The 17,361-nt window shown below is 66.5% G+C and carries 16 protein-coding genes, 1 tRNA gene and 2 pseudogenes; 11 read left to right on the forward strand and 8 right to left on the reverse strand.

What is annotated here, in order from left to right; all coding sequences use genetic code 11:
• Positions 1 to 51 precede the first annotated feature (51 nt).
• On the reverse strand, positions 52 to 744 hold the full coding sequence (locus KCH48_RS29310) for an HAD family hydrolase (RefSeq protein ID WP_210577917.1): 693 nt from the start codon (positions 742 to 744) through the stop codon (positions 52 to 54).
• Between the two features lie 95 nt (positions 745 to 839).
• On the opposite strand from KCH48_RS29310, the gene KCH48_RS29315 reads away from it, so the two are divergent.
• Complete coding sequence (locus KCH48_RS29315) at positions 840 to 1,613, forward strand: XRE family transcriptional regulator (protein WP_210577918.1); 774 nt, start codon at positions 840 to 842, stop codon at positions 1,611 to 1,613.
• Positions 1,600 to 2,067, forward strand: a complete 468-nt coding sequence (locus KCH48_RS29320; protein WP_210577919.1) for an NUDIX hydrolase — start codon at positions 1,600 to 1,602, stop codon at positions 2,065 to 2,067. Before KCH48_RS29315 ends, KCH48_RS29320 begins: the two co-directional genes overlap by 14 nt.
• Here KCH48_RS29320 and KCH48_RS29325 read toward each other — a convergent pair.
• Both KCH48_RS29325 and KCH48_RS29330 read right to left on the reverse strand, forming a co-directional pair.
• Positions 2,055 to 2,617: pseudogene (locus KCH48_RS29325) on the reverse strand (HD domain-containing protein). The gene KCH48_RS29320 and the pseudogene KCH48_RS29325 sit on opposite strands and share 13 nt — an antisense overlap.
• A 215-nt stretch (positions 2,618 to 2,832) precedes the next feature.
• Complete coding sequence (locus KCH48_RS29330; protein ID WP_210577920.1) at positions 2,833 to 3,681, reverse strand: GIY-YIG nuclease family protein; 849 nt, start codon at positions 3,679 to 3,681, stop codon at positions 2,833 to 2,835.
• A gap of 135 nt (positions 3,682 to 3,816) precedes the next feature.
• On the opposite strand from KCH48_RS29330, the gene KCH48_RS29335 reads away from it, so the two are divergent.
• Positions 3,817 to 5,166, forward strand: a complete 1,350-nt coding sequence (locus KCH48_RS29335; RefSeq protein WP_210577921.1) for a DNA cytosine methyltransferase — start codon at positions 3,817 to 3,819, stop codon at positions 5,164 to 5,166.
• On the forward strand, positions 5,163 to 5,960 hold the full coding sequence (locus tag KCH48_RS43255) for a very short patch repair endonuclease (RefSeq protein WP_210577922.1): 798 nt from the start codon (positions 5,163 to 5,165) through the stop codon (positions 5,958 to 5,960). The genes KCH48_RS29335 and KCH48_RS43255 overlap by 4 nt, the downstream gene beginning before the upstream one ends.
• Here the strand turns inward: KCH48_RS43255 and KCH48_RS29345 are convergent.
• The gene (locus KCH48_RS29345) at positions 5,945 to 6,133 is read right to left on the reverse strand and encodes a hypothetical protein (RefSeq protein WP_210577923.1); all 189 of its coding nucleotides are present in this window, start codon (positions 6,131 to 6,133) and stop codon (positions 5,945 to 5,947) included. The genes KCH48_RS43255 and KCH48_RS29345 overlap by 16 nt on opposite strands.
• Before the next feature lie 276 nt (positions 6,134 to 6,409).
• On the opposite strand from KCH48_RS29345, the gene KCH48_RS29350 reads away from it, so the two are divergent.
• The 6 genes and pseudogenes from KCH48_RS29350 to KCH48_RS43500 all read left to right on the forward strand — a co-directional run bounded on the left by KCH48_RS29350 (position 6,410) and on the right by KCH48_RS43500 (position 13,516).
• Positions 6,410 to 8,785, forward strand: a complete 2,376-nt coding sequence (locus KCH48_RS29350; protein ID WP_210577924.1) for an ATP-binding protein — start codon at positions 6,410 to 6,412, stop codon at positions 8,783 to 8,785.
• Positions 8,782 to 10,455 carry a DEAD/DEAH box helicase family protein gene (locus tag KCH48_RS29355; protein ID WP_210577925.1) on the forward strand — a complete coding sequence of 558 codons (1,674 nt, stop codon included), beginning with the start codon at positions 8,782 to 8,784 and terminating at the stop codon, positions 10,453 to 10,455. Before KCH48_RS29350 ends, KCH48_RS29355 begins: the two co-directional genes overlap by 4 nt.
• Positions 10,452 to 11,051, forward strand: a complete 600-nt coding sequence (locus KCH48_RS29360; RefSeq protein WP_210577926.1) for a hypothetical protein — start codon at positions 10,452 to 10,454, stop codon at positions 11,049 to 11,051. The genes KCH48_RS29355 and KCH48_RS29360 overlap by 4 nt, the downstream gene beginning before the upstream one ends.
• A gap of 13 nt (positions 11,052 to 11,064) precedes the next feature.
• On the forward strand, positions 11,065 to 12,432 hold the full coding sequence (locus KCH48_RS29365; RefSeq protein ID WP_210577927.1) for a sigma factor-like helix-turn-helix DNA-binding protein: 1,368 nt from the start codon (positions 11,065 to 11,067) through the stop codon (positions 12,430 to 12,432).
• A 111-nt stretch (positions 12,433 to 12,543) separates the two neighbouring features.
• Positions 12,544 to 12,795: pseudogene (locus KCH48_RS29370) on the forward strand (transposase family protein); the annotation flags it as partial.
• Between the two features lie 247 nt (positions 12,796 to 13,042).
• Complete coding sequence (locus KCH48_RS43500; protein ID WP_210577928.1) at positions 13,043 to 13,516, forward strand: transposase; 474 nt, start codon at positions 13,043 to 13,045, stop codon at positions 13,514 to 13,516.
• Between the two features lie 567 nt (positions 13,517 to 14,083).
• On the opposite strand, the gene KCH48_RS29380 is transcribed toward KCH48_RS43500, so the two are convergent.
• Positions 14,084 to 14,308 (reverse strand): hypothetical protein, encoded by a 225-nt coding sequence (locus tag KCH48_RS29380; RefSeq protein WP_210577929.1) that lies wholly within the window; start codon positions 14,306 to 14,308, stop codon positions 14,084 to 14,086.
• Between the two features lie 88 nt (positions 14,309 to 14,396).
• Here KCH48_RS29380 and KCH48_RS29385 point away from each other — a divergent pair.
• A tRNA-OTHER gene (locus KCH48_RS29385) sits at positions 14,397 to 14,517 on the forward strand.
• Between the two features lie 497 nt (positions 14,518 to 15,014).
• On the opposite strand, the gene KCH48_RS29390 is transcribed toward KCH48_RS29385, so the two are convergent.
• The 3 genes from KCH48_RS29390 to KCH48_RS29400 all read right to left on the reverse strand — a co-directional run bounded on the left by KCH48_RS29390 (position 15,015) and on the right by KCH48_RS29400 (position 16,645).
• Positions 15,015 to 15,548: a hypothetical protein gene (locus tag KCH48_RS29390; protein ID WP_210577930.1), complete on the reverse strand. Its 534-nt coding sequence runs from the start codon at positions 15,546 to 15,548 to the stop codon at positions 15,015 to 15,017.
• Positions 15,549 to 15,859: 311 nt separating this feature from the next.
• Entirely contained in the window at positions 15,860 to 16,039 is a 180-nt protein-coding gene (locus KCH48_RS29395; protein ID WP_210577931.1) for a hypothetical protein, read from the reverse strand.
• A gap of 264 nt (positions 16,040 to 16,303) precedes the next feature.
• Positions 16,304 to 16,645, reverse strand: coding sequence for a hypothetical protein (locus KCH48_RS29400; RefSeq protein ID WP_210577932.1), 342 nt, complete (start codon positions 16,643 to 16,645; stop codon positions 16,304 to 16,306).
• Positions 16,646 to 17,361 lie beyond the last annotated feature (716 nt).

Below are 17,361 nucleotides of genomic sequence, written 5' to 3' on the forward strand. Positions count from 1 at the left end.
GGGACCTCGTCACCGCGTTCAGGGACGGTCCGAGGACGTCCTGGGACGTTTTCAGTGACGTGCGAAGGACTCCAGGACACGGATGGCGCGCTTCGTGTCCGACAGGTCGGGCAGGACTTCGGCAGCGCCGGCGGCGTTCAGTTCCTCCGGCGTGTGAATGCCGGAGGCGACAGCGAGGATTCCGGAGCCCGTGGTCAGAGCTGCTTCGACGTCGCGCGGGGTGTCCCCCACGAGGACGGTGGGGACGTCGGCCGGAACACCACGAAGTCGCTGCGCGCGCTCGCGGGCCACAGCGACCAGATGGGGACGGAGTTCGGCGTCCGCTCCGTAGGCGCCCACCGGCAGGTCCAGCAGCGAGTCGAGGCCGAACGCGGACAACTTCACACGAGCGTTGGCGGCGATGTTGCCAGTGAGGACGGAGGAGATCCAACCGCTCTGAGCGGAGGCGGCCTTCAGCGCCTCATGGACACCACGCAGAACAGTCCCGCGCCTACGCAGCTCCTCCAGGCGCGCTTCCCCCGCTTGGGCGAGCGCGGTCTCAGTGGAGTGCCAGTCAGGTACGGGCAGCCCTTCGCGGACGAACATGTCGCGCATGATCAGTCGATCCGTACGCCCCTCGGTGCGTGCCGGCTCCGTGGGCTCGCGTCCCGAGAGTGCCGCGAAGGCAGCGGCGTAGGTCTCCTTGCTCACCCCCGCGTTCTCGATGAGGGTGTGGTCGATGTCCCACAAGACGAAGAGCTCCATGGCGCCAGAGTAGGCAGTCGGCGTGATTGCGCTTCAACGACCGCGTCCCAAAACGTCCTTGCGCGATCATGCGTTGCGCCGATTCGATAGCTCCTGTGAACGACCGACTGCGCACTGTGCTCGGCCAACGTGGCGTTTCGCCTGAGTCTCTTGCCGAGGTCTGCGAGGTAGATCCCAAAACGGTGAGCCGGTGGCTGGGCGGGCGGATTCCCCATGCCCGGCACCGCTTCCGCGTCGCGCTACACCTGCGCGTGGAGGAGACCTTCCTCTGGCCTGAGCCATCCAAGCGCCCCGGCCGGCCGCGGGACGGGTTAGGCACCGAGCTGGTCGGCACCTACCAGAACCGGGCCAGCGTGCCCCGGGACGTCTGGCTCGCGCTGCTGCGAGAGGCTCGGCACGAGATCGGCGTCCTCGTGTTCTCCGGTACCTTCTTCGCCCAGTCCAACCCCCATGTCGCCAAGATGCTCTCCGAACGCGCCGCCGAGGGAGTGCGGGTGCGCCTGTGCTTCGGCGACCCGGACGGGCAGGCAGCCGCCATCCGGGGCAGCGAGGAGGGAATCGGCGACACCCTCGCCGCCAAGATCCGCGCCTCACTGACGTACTACCGTCCGCTGCTGGGCGAGGCCGGGTGTGCCGTACGACTCCACAACACCACGCTGTACACGTCCATGTTCCGCTACGACGACAACCTGCTTGTCAACCCCCACATCTGGGGACAACCGGCCAGCGCCAACCCCCTCCTTCACCTCAAGAGGGCAGACGGCACAGGGTGGTTCGACAACTACGCTCAGAGCTTCGACGCCGTCTGGGCCGCCGCGCGGCCTTGGGCACCCGACCAGGAGAGGACCGCCGAACATGGGCAGGACTGAGTACTACAACGATCCCACCGCCCCGAAGGCGAACACCCTCATCCCGGCCAGCAACCTTCTCGTCGTCGACGAGACCGGCGCCATCCTCCTACAGCGCCGCCGCGACACCGGCCAGTGGGCGCTCCCCGGCGGAGCCCAGGACATCGGCGAGACCGCGGCCGAGTGCGCGGTGCGCGAGTGCCTGGAGGAGACCGGGATCGTCGCCGAGATCACCGGCTTCCTCGGCGTCTACACCAATCCCAACCACATCGTGGCGTACACCGACGGCGAGATCCGCCAGCAGTACGAGAACACCTACATCGGCCGCCCTGTCGGCGGAGCACCCACGATCAACGACGAGGCCGACGGCGTCCGCTTCGTCCAGCCCGCCGACCTCGACCAGTACGACGTCCACGCCAGCATGCGCCAGCAGATCGGCGACTACCTCGCCGGCGCTTACCCCTACCTTGGGTGAGCTGCCAGGGCGGCTTCGATCCGCTCGACGGAGGAGAAGATCTCCGGCGCCGCCCGCCGGATGAACCGCCCGACCGTACTGTCCGCGCCATAGCGGCCGACGATCTCCGCGACCCGTTCTGGCGCTGTGGTCCGGCCGCCGTCGGGCGTCGTCGTCATGTCGCAGTACACGAGGGCGTCCACCAACAGCGGTTCCTCCAACAACGGGAACTCCGCCGCCAGCTCATCCCGCAGCCCGCGCTCCTCGCCTCCAGGAGTGCGAAGGAGTGGTTCGCGACCAACCGCGTGAGGCGCTCGTCGGCCCCGTGCTCGTCACGGAGGAACCGGCCTCCGTCCAGCGGATGGAACCCCGTGATGGCCAGCCGCGGCGCGTACCCGACGTCATGAAGAGTGGCGGCGGCGACGAGCAAGCCGGCGTTTTGACCGAGAACCCGACCTACTTCGACTGCGCGTTCAGCCACGCCCTGCGTATGCGCCCACCGTCGCGGCAGCGTGCTGCGCAGTTCCGCCTTCGCGATCTGCGTCGCCCACTCCTCGATGCGATCACCCATGCCTGCTCTCTGCCCGGGCTGAGCCTGCGGTATGTCCGGCTACGCGCGACGCCACCGATCGGTCGGCGATCGCCGCGGCCATCCGCCCGGAGACCCAACTGATGTTCTTCGAAACCCTCACCAACCCCCTCCTCAAGGCCCGCGAGTCGATCTCAGAGAGGCCGACGAGTCCGCGCCGTCGCCGTAGGCCCGGTGACGGGGGTTGCTAAGCATGTTCAGGATCCGGTCGGGGTGGACGAATCGTCGTCCCCCGCTCCCTCATCTTCGGTAGCGAAGCGTGGAACTCCATGGACTATCTGTCCGCCCCGGTAATACCGCGAGGCGCTCGCGTACTCCGTGGGGTTGTCCTCGTACATGACGACGTAGCCCCCTAGCGCTGTGATCTGCCAATCGCCAGAAGCCGCTGCCGAAATGCTCTTGAAGAGAGCGTCGGTTGAGAGATCTACATCCGTGATGACGAGCTTTGTGCTCTCCAAGTCTCCCGACTTCGCGTACCGGATGTTGTACGGAAGCGTCGTCTTGAGCGACTTCAACAGGTCGAGCAGGTTTGTCTCGCCTGCCACGAGGCCCTCGACCGGCCGGTCGAGATCGATCGGATATAGGGCGTCGAAGTGGGTGGGCTTGAGAGCGGTGTGGTCCCGCTGGCGGCCAGGGTCCCTATTGCCGAAGCCGTTGTTGTTCCACGGGATCTCGCCCAGGTCCTTGTGGTGGTTGATGAGCAGCTGCTCCGGCGCCAGGGCCGAGAAGTCCTCCGCCACGTACAGACAGGAGAAGCTCATGTCGTTCGGCGTGATTCCACGCCGGCCCGAGATCTTCTTGAGGTGCTGTCGAAGTCGCGCCGGCAGGGACTTCTCGGCCTTCCCCACGTAGACGAAATCGTCGTGCAGGTGGAGCTGGTAGACACCGGGACGCTGCAGCAGCTGATTGATGCTCACGTCGCTCAAGGGGGCCCTGGTCAGTTTGGCGAGATCCGCCGCGAGCTGATCGCCGAGTGCCTTCGTGATGCTGAGGGTGAAGCTTCGGTGGAATGTCGACTCCTCCGGGTCCCCTGCTGTCGCCGTCATGGTCCCCGTCGCCCTCTTCGTGGTTCTGCCGCTGTGGAGCGTACGACATCACACAAGTTTCTGTGGCGCATGGGTCGCAATCAGCACCTACTCCGCGGTATGGTTCTGGCTGCGCTGAACTGCTAGGAGTGGAAAATGCAACGGACGTCGGTGGAGCTCTTCGCGGGCGGGGGCGGATTGGTCCAAGCCAGCACGAACACCGGCTTCCGGCACCTGCTGCTGAACGAGTTCGCGAAGAGGGCGTGCGAGACGCTTGAGGGCAATCGCTTCGAGGCGTTTCCGGCGGACGTCGATTCCGATGTGCTGGCCAAATGGCTGGACCAGATCGATCAGCAACGCGCGGAGGGCTTCGAAGCCGCAGGCGCCGTTGAGCGGCCCCAGTACCCTCCCCTGGTCACCGGCGACGTCCGAGGGTTGGACATGAGCTTCCTCAGGGATCGAGATGTTGACCTGCTGGCCGGCGGGCCACCATGCCAGCCGTTCAGCCTTGGTGGAGTCGCGAAGGGTGACGAGGACGAGCGGAACATGTTCCCGGAGATGTTCCGGGCGGTTCGTGAGATCCGTCCCAAGGCTGTCATCTGTGAGAACGTCCGCGGGCTCCTTCGTCCGTCCTTCAATCCCTACTTCGAGTACATCAAGCGCGAGCTGTCCCTGCCGTTCGTGAAGCGCCGAAAGGGCGCCACGTGGCAGAAGCACGACCACGCGTTGCAGGAGCGGCTCGACGCGAAGGACACCGATCCGGCGGAGACCTACGAGGTCACGCAACACGCCGTGAACGCCGCCGACTACGGGGTGCCGCAGATCCGCAACCGGGTGATCCTCCTGGCGTTCCGCGCTGACCTAGGCGTGGACCCGGATCTGGTCAAGCGCGCTGTCGCGCGCACCCACTCCCATGCGGCCCTCGCGCGGACGATCCTCGAAGGCTCCTACTGGGACCGCCACAAGCAGGCGGGCGCCAAGATTCCGAAGCGCGTCATCGATCTGGTGACCTCGCGCTACGCGAATGAGCAGCTGTCGTTCGAGAGCGGTGATGAGGAGCTCCAGCCATGGCTCACCCTTCGAGACGCGGTAATGGGGCTCCCCGAGATCAACACCGGCATGTTGGACAAGACGACGGAACAGGGCGGATTCCCCGACCACATCGGGTGGCCCGGAGCCAGGATCTACGATGGGCACACGCCCAACGAACTTGACCGGCCGGCCAAGACCGTCAAGGCCGGAGTGCACGGTGTGCCCGGTGGCGAGTCGGTCATGCAGCTCGACAACTTGGTGCGTGACGAGAAGACCGGTCAGTTGCGCCCCGAGCACCGGTACATGACCGTGCGCGAGACTGCCCGGGTCATGACATTCGGCGATGACTGGAGCATGGCGGGCCCGCGTGGTGAACGCATGAGGCAGCTGGGCAACGCGGTTCCCGTGAAGCTGGGCGAGGTGTTCACCAGCGCCGTCGCGAAAGCCCTCGACGACGCGGAACGGCGCTCGTGAACGACGCCGCCGAATCCCGGCAAGTGGGGTGGAAGGACAAGCCGCCGCCGGAGAGGGCCTGGCGGGGACGGCAGGGACGGACCAGGAAGGCGATCGTCGCCGAGCAGGATCGTGCCGCGGGTGGTCGGGAGGGCCGCTATGTCAAGCGTAAGGACGGCGACTACGCGCTGGCCTCGATCACGCTGAAATTGCTGCCCAGGACTCGTCGGATCAGGGCCTATCTCCGCTGGTCGGAGGACGGGCGTTCGCCCGCCCTGTATGTCGGGGAAGTGGAGCACCTGACGCGTGCGGCGAATCTCGAACAGGCATGGCGGATCGCCAAGGACCGGGGATTGGTTGGAGAGCGTCCTCTCCCGGAAGGGTCGTGGGCGTCGTCCCCTGCCACGCGGTCAACGATGCGCGGTAACCGAGGCCGCGACACGGCACCGGAACTCCGTATCCGCTCACTGCTGCACCGTGAGGGTCTGCGCTACCGAGTGTCGGTGCGGCCGCTTCCCGGGGTGCGGCGAACCGCCGACCTCGTCTTCACCCGCGCCCGTGTCGCCGTCTTCGTGGACGGGTGCTTCTGGCACGGGTGCCCCGATCACTGCCGACCAGCACGCACGAACAGTGACTTCTGGCGTGCCAAGATCGACGGAAACCGGGCCAGGGACGCCCAGACCGACCAGTTCTTGGCGGAGGCGGGATGGCACGCCATCAGAATTTGGGAGCACGAAGATCCCGTGCAAGCGGCGGGCCGGGTCGCCGCGGCCGTTCGCGACTTTGCGGCACGGGATGATCACAACGCTCCGTGATTCAGAAGATCATCGATGGCGTCGGAGGCCCGGCGCAGGACGATACGCCCGTCGCCGTCGCTGAACGCGAGCAGGTCGTCCCCAACGTTGACGCCAGCCTCGGCCAACAGCCCCAACGGTAGTTCGACGTGCCCATCGGGCTCTACGGATACCTCGGCGGGTTCACGGATCACGGGAGGAGTCTCCCAAGGACCGCCGGCGTCTGCCACCGACGCTGCGGATCGTCGGGGGACCTTGCGGTTGCGACGGTTGGCGGCCGGATCCCGCAACGTGCCGTAGACCCCTCAAGTGGACGGAGTGGCAGGGAACTTACCGCCGACTGTCAGTGGTGCCCTCTACCCTCTTCATCACGCGTACGGCTCTACCCGAGCCGCGCGCCGAAGCGCTGCCCGCGGCAGGGCTTCCTTCGGCGTGCCCACGCGAGACGAGGACAGGTAGGGGGTCCACCTATGAAGATCACTCCTTCCGCGCGTGTGCTGCGCATGCTCGGTGAGATCGAGTTCGACGAGTGGCAGTGCATCGCGGAGCTGATCGACAACGCCTTCGACGACTTCACGGAGATCCATCGATCCGGGACCCCCTGGGCGGGCGGGTATCGCGTCAGCGTCGAGCTCCCCGACTCCACGCAGGGACAGCTCGTGATCACCGACACCGGTCGCGGCATGACGTACGACCGGCTGGAGCGGGCCGTACGGGCCGGCTGGTCGGGCAACGACATGCACGACAAACTCGGCCTCTTCGGCATGGGGTTCAACGTCTCGACGGCGCGGCTCGGCAAGCGTACGCGCGTCCTGACCACACGCCAGGGCGACACCGAGTGGATCGGTGTGGAGATCGACCTGGACCGCATCGGAGACGACTTCGAGGCCGAGGACATCACGGAGCCGAAGGTCGATCCCAACGAGCACGGCACGCGTATCGTTATCAGCCGCCTGCATCCCACGCGCGCTCGGTGGCTGCAGAAGAACGGCTCGGCCCTGCGCAACATCCTGGGACAGGTCTACTCCTGGATGTTCCTGAACCGTCCCTTCGAGCTGTGGGTTGGCGGCTTCCAGGTGAAGCCTGTCCGGCACTGCCGTTGGGGAGACGACCGCTCGGTCCTCTACAACAACAAGGAGCGCATTCCCGCCTACATCGAGATCGACCAGAAGCTGGAGAACGGTCTCGCCTGTGGTGACTGCGGACAGTGGCAGCTCACTGATCGCGACGCCTGCGAGGACTGCGGGAGCGATCGGCTCACCGTTCGTGAGCGCCGGGTGCACGGGTGGCTCGGCATCCAGCGTTACATGCACAAGCACGATTACGGGATCGACTTCCTGCGCAACGGCCGCAAAATCCTCCGCTGGGACAAGCAGCTGTTCACCTGGCGCAACCCTGACGGAGCGGTGGGCAACGAGGAGCCGGAGTATCCGGTGGACCTCGCCCACCAGGGCGGCCGCATCATCGGGGAAATCCACCTCGACCACGTCCCGGTCACGTACCAGAAGGACGCCTTCGAGTACGGCGACCGCAGCTGGCGCTCGGCGGTCGAGATCGTGAGGGGGGTCGCGCCGCTGCTGCCCCAGCGCGCGGCGAACCTTGAGTACGAGGAGAACACCAGCCCGCTCGCGCTCCTTTTCAAGGGATACCGTCGCAACGACGCCGGTTTGCGGTACCTGGTCCCGGGAGACGGCCGCAAGCCGATCCACGACGACACCCGTCGGTGGGGACATGAGTTCCACCGGGGCAACCCCGACTACCAGACCGATGAGCGCTGGTGGCAGGCGGTCGAGGACCACGAGGCGACCAAGAGCAGGGGCAAGAACGCGAAGGCGGCCGCCGCCACCCCGGGAAAGCCCGACGAGGCGGCCGTGATGGAGGCGCTTGGTTTCGACGGCGCGGAAATCGGCAGTCCGAATTCCCCCGCGACTGGTCCGAACGAGACGAAGCCCGGTGCCCAGGCACAGTCCCCGAAGGACGGCGAGTCCGCTCCGGCCGCGCCGACCCCGGAGAAGCGTAAGGAGACGCGGCAGGAACGCGTCACGCGCTACACCGAGAACTCGACCACCTACCCGGGCTTGAGTCGCTCCTTCGGCCACCCGCGCGTCGGCTTCGTCGAGGTCGAGGCGCGTCGGCTCACGGTGGGAAGCCTGACCGACGAGAACCTCCACCCCACTCCCGTCCTGCTGGACCAGCGCGGCGGCAACGCCCTCGTGGCGTTCCTCGACCTCGATCATCCGATCTTCCAGAGGTTCGGAGCGGACCCGGCGGATCTGCTGCTCGCGGAGATCGCCGTGCTGCTCAGGGTGCAGACGAGTTCGGAGTGGAGCCACTCGGAGCTCATCGCGGCGATCCGGGCGGAATCGCTGCCCGCCAGCGCTCTGGACGCCGAGATGATCAGTGCCGAGGCCAAGGAACTGCTGGCCGAGGTCCGTCGCCGCATGGCGTCCGAGCTGGACCGCGCCGGCGAACCGGGGAAGGCGTTTCAGTTTCTCTCGCCCGATGAACTCACCTACACCGAGCACACCATGATCGCCAACGGCAAGGTCACCCGTACGACCGACCTCGGTGCGAGCGGTGAGTTCCTGCTGCACGTGCCCGCCCTTTTCCTGGTTCGCCTCGTCGAGTCGCTGCCGTCGCTGTTCATGGACAACCGCGTCTTCCAGGGCGTCTACGAGGGTGTCGCCTCCGCGTCCGCGCGGCGGCTCAGCCTCGCGCGCACGGTCGGCTACCTCTCCGATATCGCGACGCAGGCGACCTACGCCGGGGCCAGCCTTCCGGACCAGCTGCTGCGGACGAGGCTGAGTATTCGTCTGCTGGCCGACGACCTCGCGGAGGAGAAGTGAGCGCCGTCTTCCTCTCGGCGGACGAGTTGCTGAGGGGAGGGCCAGCGGGTCTCACGCATGCCGTCGAACGGGCCCTCTGGTACCTCGGCTTCAACGACGTGCGTGTTATCGACGGCGCCGGCGACCAGGGCGCGGATCTCTTGGCGGTACGCGGCCGAGAGCAATGGGTCTTCCAGTGCAAGTGGAAGGCCGGGGGGAAGGTCGACCGGAGCGGAGTCGACGACCTTGAGCGCGCGCGTACGCGCTACCGCGCGGACAAGGCCATCCTGGTCACCAACACCGACATCAACGCGGTGGCGGAGGCCCGCCGTGTGGCGCTCAACGGAGTCGGTGTGCCGATCACCGTCTGGCACGGCGCGACCCTGAGGTCGATCGGGGACCGCATGCCCGAGACCGTTCCCGCGAAGTACGCCCTGCGCCCTTACCAGGCCGAGGCGGCGGACGCGGTGGTCCGGGACCTCGACGCCAACGGCACCGCGCTGCTCGTCCTCGCGACGGGTCTCGGCAAGACCGTGGTGGGCGGGGAGATCATCAGCCGTCACCTCAAGGCCAATCCGAACGCCAGGATTCTCGTCGTCGCACACATGAAGGACCTCGTCGCCCAGCTCGAGAAGGCGATGTGGCGGCACATCCCCAAGTCCGTTCCCACGCGGTTGCTCACGGGAGAAAGCCGCCCCGGCGGCCTCGACGGAGTCGTGGTCGGAACGGTCGAATCCGTTCTCAGTGCCGTCGTACGCGTGGGCTACCGACCCGACCTCATCATGATCGACGAGACGCACCACGTGGCCGAGACCGGCAGGTTTGCGGAATTGCTCGATCTGTGTGGGGATGCTGAGCAGTTCGGCGTGACGGCGACACCCTGGCGCGGTGACAAGTTCGACATCACCTCCCGTTTCGGATACCCAAGCTTCAAGATGGGCATCGCGGAGGGCATGGCCGCTGGCTTCCTCTCCGCCGTCGACTACCGGCTGTACGTCGACAACGTCGACTGGAACGCCGTCCGGGACGCCAGTGTGCACGGTCAGTCGATCAAGGACCTCAACAAGTCCCTGTTCCTGCCGCAGCGCGACGAGGAGATCATCGAGCACTTCCGTGAGGCGTGGCGGACCACGACGGAGCCGAGGGCCATCGTCTTCTGTCAGACCATCGAGCACGCCGAGCACATGGCCCGGTTGTTCGCCTCGTCCGACGCGGCGTGGGCCAACGCGTCCTTCCTGCACAGCGAACTCCCGCGGCAGCGACGCCAGATACTGCTGAATGAGTTCCGGCTCGGCCGGGTGCCGGTGATCACGTGTGTCGACGTCTTCAACGAGGGTGTCGACGTCCCGGACGTGAACCTCATCGCCTTCCTGCGGGTCACACACAGTCGGCGGATCTTCGTCCAGCAACTCGGGCGCGGACTCCGACTCAGCCCTGGCAAGGAGGCCCTGAGGGTCCTCGACTTCGTGACCGACATCCGCAGGGTGGCGGCGACCTTGGACCTCCGGCGATCGCTGGAGGCCCAGGAGAGCGAGCACTTGCGCGTACGAATGCCGCATGCCTCCCGTATCCAATTCAGCGACGAGACCGTCGGGTCGCTGATGGACCACTGGATCCAGGACGCTGCGGACCTTGAGACCAAGGCGGACGAGGTTCGCCTTCAGTTCCCTCTGACGACTGGAATCGAATGACCAAGTACGCGATCCCCTCGGACCTGGAAGAAGAAGTCGTGCGTCTCCTCTACAAGCGGGCCGCCGACCTCAACTGGACCTATCTCACGGACACCGAGCGCACCCGTCACTATCAGGCGTGGACCTCCGACCCCGAGGTGGGAGGACGGCTCCTCCCGTTCATCGGGAAGCCGGAGAACGTCCGGCCGTGGCTCAAGGACAGGCCCATGAAGGAGTACATCCGGGCGACCTACGGGGTGGGCAAGTGGGCTCCGCTCGTGGTCAAGCCGGCCACTCCGGTCAGCGCTCTCGTCGACAAGGCCCTCGGTCACGGCTGGAACGTCGACCTTGAGACGCTCGACATCAAGCCGCTCTGCGTGACGATTCGCCACGAGGACGACGAGGAGATCGAGCGGCGCTTCGCCTGGGCGCCCATGCGCGACTTCAAGCATCTCGCGTGGGCGGCCATCGCGTCGCAGGCCGGCGGCGATGCCCTGCCGTGGGTCATCTGCACGGTGGACTCGTTCGTTCGGAAGATCACCCCGGAGCAGAAGGCGACCAACGAGCGGATCGCGAAGCGGCTTGGTCTGATCAGCGCGCACGTCACCGATGGCTGAACGGGGTTCCGCCATGACGAGGGACGACGACTGGCTTCAAGCTGCTTTCGGTGCGCTTCCTGCCCGGTCACGTCGCATGATCGAGGATCGTGCCGACGGTAAGACCCTCGGAAGTATCGGGCAGGAGTATGAGGTGAGCCGCGAACGGGTCCGCCAGTTGCTCCTGAAGGCGCAGGAGCATCTCTGCGCCTTCGCCGACGCCTTCGTGGGTGACTGGCGTGATCGGCTCACCACCCTCACCGAGCGCTCGGCCGTGCCCCAGTCAGAGGTGGCGGCGGTGCTGGGCGTACGTGACCAGATGGGCGTGGGGTCTCTTGTCGAAGCGGTCGGGGCGGAGCACCCATTGACGTGGGCTGGTCGTCTGCGCGGCTGGTGGACCCGCAGCCCCGGCGCCCTGGAAGCGCTGCTTCGGAGAGGAATGGAGGAGGCACCGCTGCGTGGGGAGGATGTAGCGGTGACCTTCGCGGCTGCCGGAGTACCGGACGAGGTCCCCTTGCTGGATCTGCTCGAACATCCGGATAGCCCTCTGGTGCCTGGCTTCGGGGGAACTTGGCTGCGCCGCCGCGCCCGCGGAAGGGACGCGGCCTACCTCTTCCTCCTGGCGCATGGCGAACCCTGCCGCGCGGAGGAGTTGCTGGAGCCGACTGGGATCAGGCGGAAGCCCTCCGTCGCCGAGGCGCTCAGGCGGGACGAGAGATTCGTGCAGCTCCGTCTGGAGGGGAAGTGGGCGCTGGCCGAATGGCCGCACCTGAACGTCACTCCGTACCCGAACGCCATGGAGGCCCTAGTCGCCGTGCTGACCGAACTGGGGCCACTACCCAAGGACGCTCTCTTCTCGCAGGTCGGCGAGCGCTACCCGGTGACCCCGTGGCGCCTGCACCAATGCCTGCTGGACGACAGGGTGGGCATCACAGAGGACGGTTTGATCGAGCTGGTCGCGCGAGGGGCTACCCCGATCGAGGAAAGCGAGCCGGCGCGGCCGGCGAGGATGGCCGTCGATCCCGCGGGAAACGTCTTTGGCGTCCGACTCTCGGTGGACAAGGACATCCTTCGGGGTAGCGGCGTCGTCGTCAGCAGCTGGCTAACATGGCAGCTCGGAATGCGACAGGCCCCCATGGTCAGGACCTTCTCCATCGCCGGTCACCCCACGCCGATCGTCCTCAAGCGGGCGACGAGCGCGGCCCAGATCTCCAGCCTGAGAGTGCTGGTGAAAGAGAACGGAATGGTGGGAGGGTGCGAATTCGTACTCCTGCTCCGCACGGACGACTCGACGGCCCGTATTGAGCACGTTTGCGCCCAACACATCTGCCCCGCAGTGAGCGGGCCTTCCGGGACCGATCTGGGACCGCCGGGCGGCTCCGCTGGTGAGCCGTCGCCGTAGGGGTTCGATGAAACCGCAGACGAGGGATTTCGTGGGACAACGGGGGTCCAAAGATGGCGGCCTCCTGCGAGTTCGAGGTACTCGCGGGTGAGCGATGCGTGAGCGGACGAGGTGGCCATCGCCGACGGCGGCTACCAGGGCACTGGGCTGGTCGTCCCGCACCGCCGCCGCAAGAGCCAAGAGCTCCCCGATTGGCAGGAGGAGCACAACCGCTCACGCAAGCAGGTCAGGGCCCGTGTCGAGCACACCTTCGCCCGCATGAAGGACTGGAAGATCCTGTGCGATTGCCGACTCAAAGGCGACGGTGTCCGCCACGCCATCCTCGGCATCGCCCGCCTGCACAACCTCGCCCTCGCCGGATAGGCCAACGGGCGGCACCTCAGCCGACCTTGCCCTCACCAGGTCCAAGATCAGTTACGGGGCAAGCCTTAGCCGCGCTCGTGAGCGCGCCGGCGGGTTTGTCAGGCGGAAGCCGTGCAGCGCTGTGACCGTCTGCGACGCTCGGTAGCGGGAACACTGCCTCACGAACCGGCGGAGGTAGTGCCGGACGCCGTACCCGTGCATGGCGCGAAGGCCGTGTCTCGCTCGGCAGGTTGGCTGTTGGCCAGACATGGCACTGAACCGCTGGCGATGGATCGTTCCGGATGGTCTTTGGGAGATCGCCCGGCCCCTGCTGCCTCCGCCGATCTTGCGTGTTCAGGGCGGCGTAACGCAGAACGTCGCCGATGAGGACGTGTTCGCCGCGATTGTCTATGTGCTGACCAGCCGGTGTCCGTGGCGTCGCCTGCCGAGTTGCTTCGGGATGTCGAAGTCCACCGCGCATCGTCGGTTCCGGATCTGGTCCAGCACTGGGGCATGGGACCAGCTCCATCAGACCGTGCTCGACAGCACCGATGTCAGGCACTTGGCCGACCTCACGCGGACGCTGCTCGACGCCGCTCGTGTGCGAGCGGACGAGCGGACGAATTCTCTGGCCCCCGCCCCCGGGGGCAGAGCGCACCCGACACCGAACTGCCCATCGTGTCCTCTGCGGCTGGATTGTCCATCAGCCCCGGCGACTCAACGACCCTTGGCGCCGACCTAAGCCAATAGCGCTCGCCAGGCTCAACTCTTGGCTCTGGACTTCCGCAGGGCAAAAAGGCACTTGGCCGTCCGAGACAGGAGTGCGATGTCTCAACGCGACGAGGAGCTGCCCGAATTTGGGGCAGCCCCTCGGCGTTTGCGGCGATTGGTATGTCAGCGAGTCGCCAGGTGGCTGGTGAGGCGCAGCGGGTCGGTGGCCACAGACGAGCGGCGTGAGGGCCGAGGACCTTGTGCACCGTGGGGTGCACGACGCGGGTCCTTTCTCCGTGTACGCCAGGCCAGTTGGCGAGGAGGACCTCCGCCGAGGTCAGCCCGAGGTGGCGGAAACATCCATTCCGTCTGCGAGGCCGGGCTTCCAGCTCAGCAGGACGGAGCCGGGGCGTAGCCGGCCGGGCTTCACGTTGGATCCCATACCGTGTGGATCCGGCTGAGCGGGATGCGGAGGCACGTGGCGGAGGAAGTAGCCGCGTACGGATCGTGGCCTCGGGTGACGGACCAGGTCACCAAGGACCAGATGGGGCGGGGAGCCGGTCGACGGGAGGGGTTGCGTACGAGGGCGGCCGGCCGGTCATACGTCGGACCAGGCCAACTGGTCGCGGACGGAGGGCGGCAGCACGCTCTCTTTGCCGTTCTCGGCTATGTAGATGGCTCCGTTCGATCCGCTGATCTCCACGATGCGGCCGATGTGGTGGGTCTGGGGCCAGTCAGGGTTGATGGCGAAGGACACGGGCAGGTCGGGATCGAAGGTCTGGAGCTGACAGACCAGATGGGCAACGGTGATCTCATAGGGCAAGACAGCCTCCTGGGCGATGACGGAGTACGGGCCCGCCACGCGTGAGCGGACGACGCGGCACGGGCCGCCACAGGACGGATTGCCTGTTGAGCCGTAAGTCGCTGACCAGGCAAAATCGAACCGTCAAGCATCGCTCGGCATCACTCGTCACGATCTTGCAGGCCCTCGTAACGGCGTAGGTCTCGGGTTCGAATCCCGAAGACGGCTCTCCTGGAGCCCGGCTCAGACTAGTTCTGAGCTGGGCTTTTCGTTTGTGGGAGCCGGACGACGACGCCCATATTTCGCAGCGGCTGTCCGTGGTCTCAATTCTGGTCTCAATCAAACGTGGGTGCGATGCGCCCCGCATAGCTGTCTGTCGTTCACCTCGGTGGCGAGCAGTGGAGTCCGGCGGATCCCGGCTCGCTGCTCGCGGCGGTTGTGAAATCTGTGGTGGCTGCGCAAAATCCGCAACATCCGGTGGCGCAGAGAGCGCGTGGCTGGCGTTCCAGCGTTGCGTGGCGGTTGAGGGCTGTCGAGAGTGCGGCCCGGGACCGGCAACCCGTAGGGGTCCTGGCGGGTCTTCTGGAGCCTGTGACTGACTCGTTGGGGCAGTGGGGCCGGTGAGCCTCAGGAGGGCGCGTAAGCCGCGCGGGAAGTAGCCCACCGCATGACGACGGCCCCGCCCGGGAAAACGGGCGGGGCCGCTTCACGCTTGGCCTGCGGCGCCTCAGTACCCTCGCGCCAACACGTCAGTGATCTTCACCGACACCTTCGTCCCCGGCGAAGCCGTGCTGATCAGTGACGGCGTGTAGTTCAGACTCGTCTGGTCCGACAGTTCGGCCGTCTCAATGACCGGGCCTGACTGGTCGCCCCGGACCTCGTAGGTGATCTCGTACACGGCGTCCGGGTCGATGGCCCCACTGTCGCCCAAGTAGGTCAGTTCCGGCTCGACCGTCACGTTGCAGCCCGCCGACCCGAAGCACTGCCGCTCGGTGGTGCGCAGCTCGATCGTGAAGCTGTCGACACCGATCTCTTCGTACGTCGGCTCCGGGGTCGGTTCGTCGGCGTCAGCGGCCGTGACGTCCTCGTCCATGGCGCTCGGCTTGGCGGTGGCGGCTGGCTTGCTGTCGTCGTTTCCGGACTGCACGACGATGATGCCGGTCCCGACCACTGCGGCGATCACGGCGGCGGCTGAGCCGATGATGACGGCGTTGGTGCGGGACCTCTTCGGCGTCGGCGGCGGGGGCAGGAAGTCGGGCATGGGCGGTGGCGTGGGTCACTCATGAGTCCCCCCAAGGACGGTTGGTGCGTGATCGGCATCATCCTGCTGTGTGCGCCTCGTGTGGAGGGGATGTGTCTGTGTTGCGACCTTGAGTATGTGATGGTCCGATTGCCCGCCTCTGCCAAGGGGATTCGCGCTGGCGCGGGGCCTTCGAAGCGTCGAGGCCCTGGCAGGGAGACGCGTACCGGTCGGGCCCGTACCCGCCCTCTCGTGTCGCCTGGGGTGCTGAGGGGGCGGCTGGGCGCTCGTGCGACGGTCGCCCCCGCCGGGGGTGACGGGGGCGACCGTGGTCATCCCGCTGTCGGTGTGTCCGCAGTCGGACTCGGCTCGGCGCTCGTCTTCGCGGCGGACGACGGCTTCGACGTACTGGCCTTGCCTTCGCTGGCGGCTGGTTCGTCGCTGCTGCTCTGGCAGGCGGCGAGGGAGGCGAGGAGCAGGGCTGAGGCTGCGGCAGTTGTGCGGGTGTGCATGGTCCCCCTGGGCGTGCGTGTTGGAGACTGCGCCATGTGTACCGGCTGCACGTCGCATGGAGGGGATATATCCGAGTTGTGATCCGCAGGTAAATCGGCCGCGATGTGATGATCTCAACCGCATAAGGGATGCGGTTCGCGGGCTGCGACCTGCGGGTTCCTGGCGGTGCTGGCACTCGTACGGCACTTGGGGCGAAATGGGCGCCTCATTCAGGCGACTTGCCCGCCTGCTCGGCATCGGTAGGCGGGCGATTTCGTCCCGTCCTATTTCCCGATGGCGATCTTCTCGTTGTCGAGGAGCGCCGTGTGCGTCGCCGCCGTGATGATCAACAGCACCAGCAGGAACCCCGCGAACGGGTTGCTGTCGTCGGGCGACGGAGAGATCGCCATCGCCACGCCGATGATCACGATCTCGCCGACCACGTAGCCGACCGCCAGCCACGGCTTGACCACTCCCTTGACCGCGGCGACGACGAACGGGACGGCGGCGGCCAGGCCGAGCGTGATGATCGGCACGAGCGTCCAAACGACCTTGGCGAGGGTGGAGTTGAACATGCGCGGCCGGGCCGGCGTTAAGGGCTGGTTGAAGTAGGGGTTGCTGGCCATGCGCGCTCCCGTTGGTGTGATGGCATGTGGAGCAGTGTGCTGGCGTTGCGGGAGTTTGTCAGGAGTTCTCGGACGGATTGCTGCCTGCGGGTGACAGGCGAGCCAGGACACGCGAAAGGCCCCCTGCGTGGTCGTGTTGACCGTGCCAGGCGCCTCTACTGCGTGCGAGGCGGATCAGCTCTGCGGGAAGGGTGACAGGCTGTGCTTGCCGATCTGTTGAACCGGGTCGAAGGTCAGCCGGACCTGCTTGCCAAGTGGGCCGAGGTGCGTGTCGGAGGGGTGCTTGAGGGGACGCGGTTCGTCGTCACTGAGTGCTACGACGACTGAGCCTCGGCCCTCATAATCAGGCGGTCGGCGGTCCCGGGGCGGCAGCGCTCGACCTGGTTCTCGATCTGCTTCTTGTCCCCAACCGAGTCTGCGGTCAGCCGCCCATGGTGAGTGGGCCGCTGCCGCGGAAGTCGCCTCCGGAGTCCCGGCCAGGCACGCGGAATGCGTGAGCGATGCGTGAGCGGACGGTTCAGCACCTATTGGATCAAGCGTCATGCCATCGAGCTCTGCAAGTCTCTGACCAGGGAAAGGCGGATCGAGCGTGATCACGGGTCAGCGACCGTCACGATCTTGCAGGCCCTCGTAATGCGTAGGTCTCGGGTTCGAATCCCGAAGGCGGCTCTCTTTGAACCCCAGGTCGCGCCTTTGACCTGGGGTTTCTTCGTTCT

Origin of the sequence: Streptomyces sp. GESEQ-4, from assembly GCF_017948455.1 — a bacterium.
Lineage (GTDB): Bacteria > Actinomycetota > Actinomycetes > Streptomycetales > Streptomycetaceae > Streptomyces.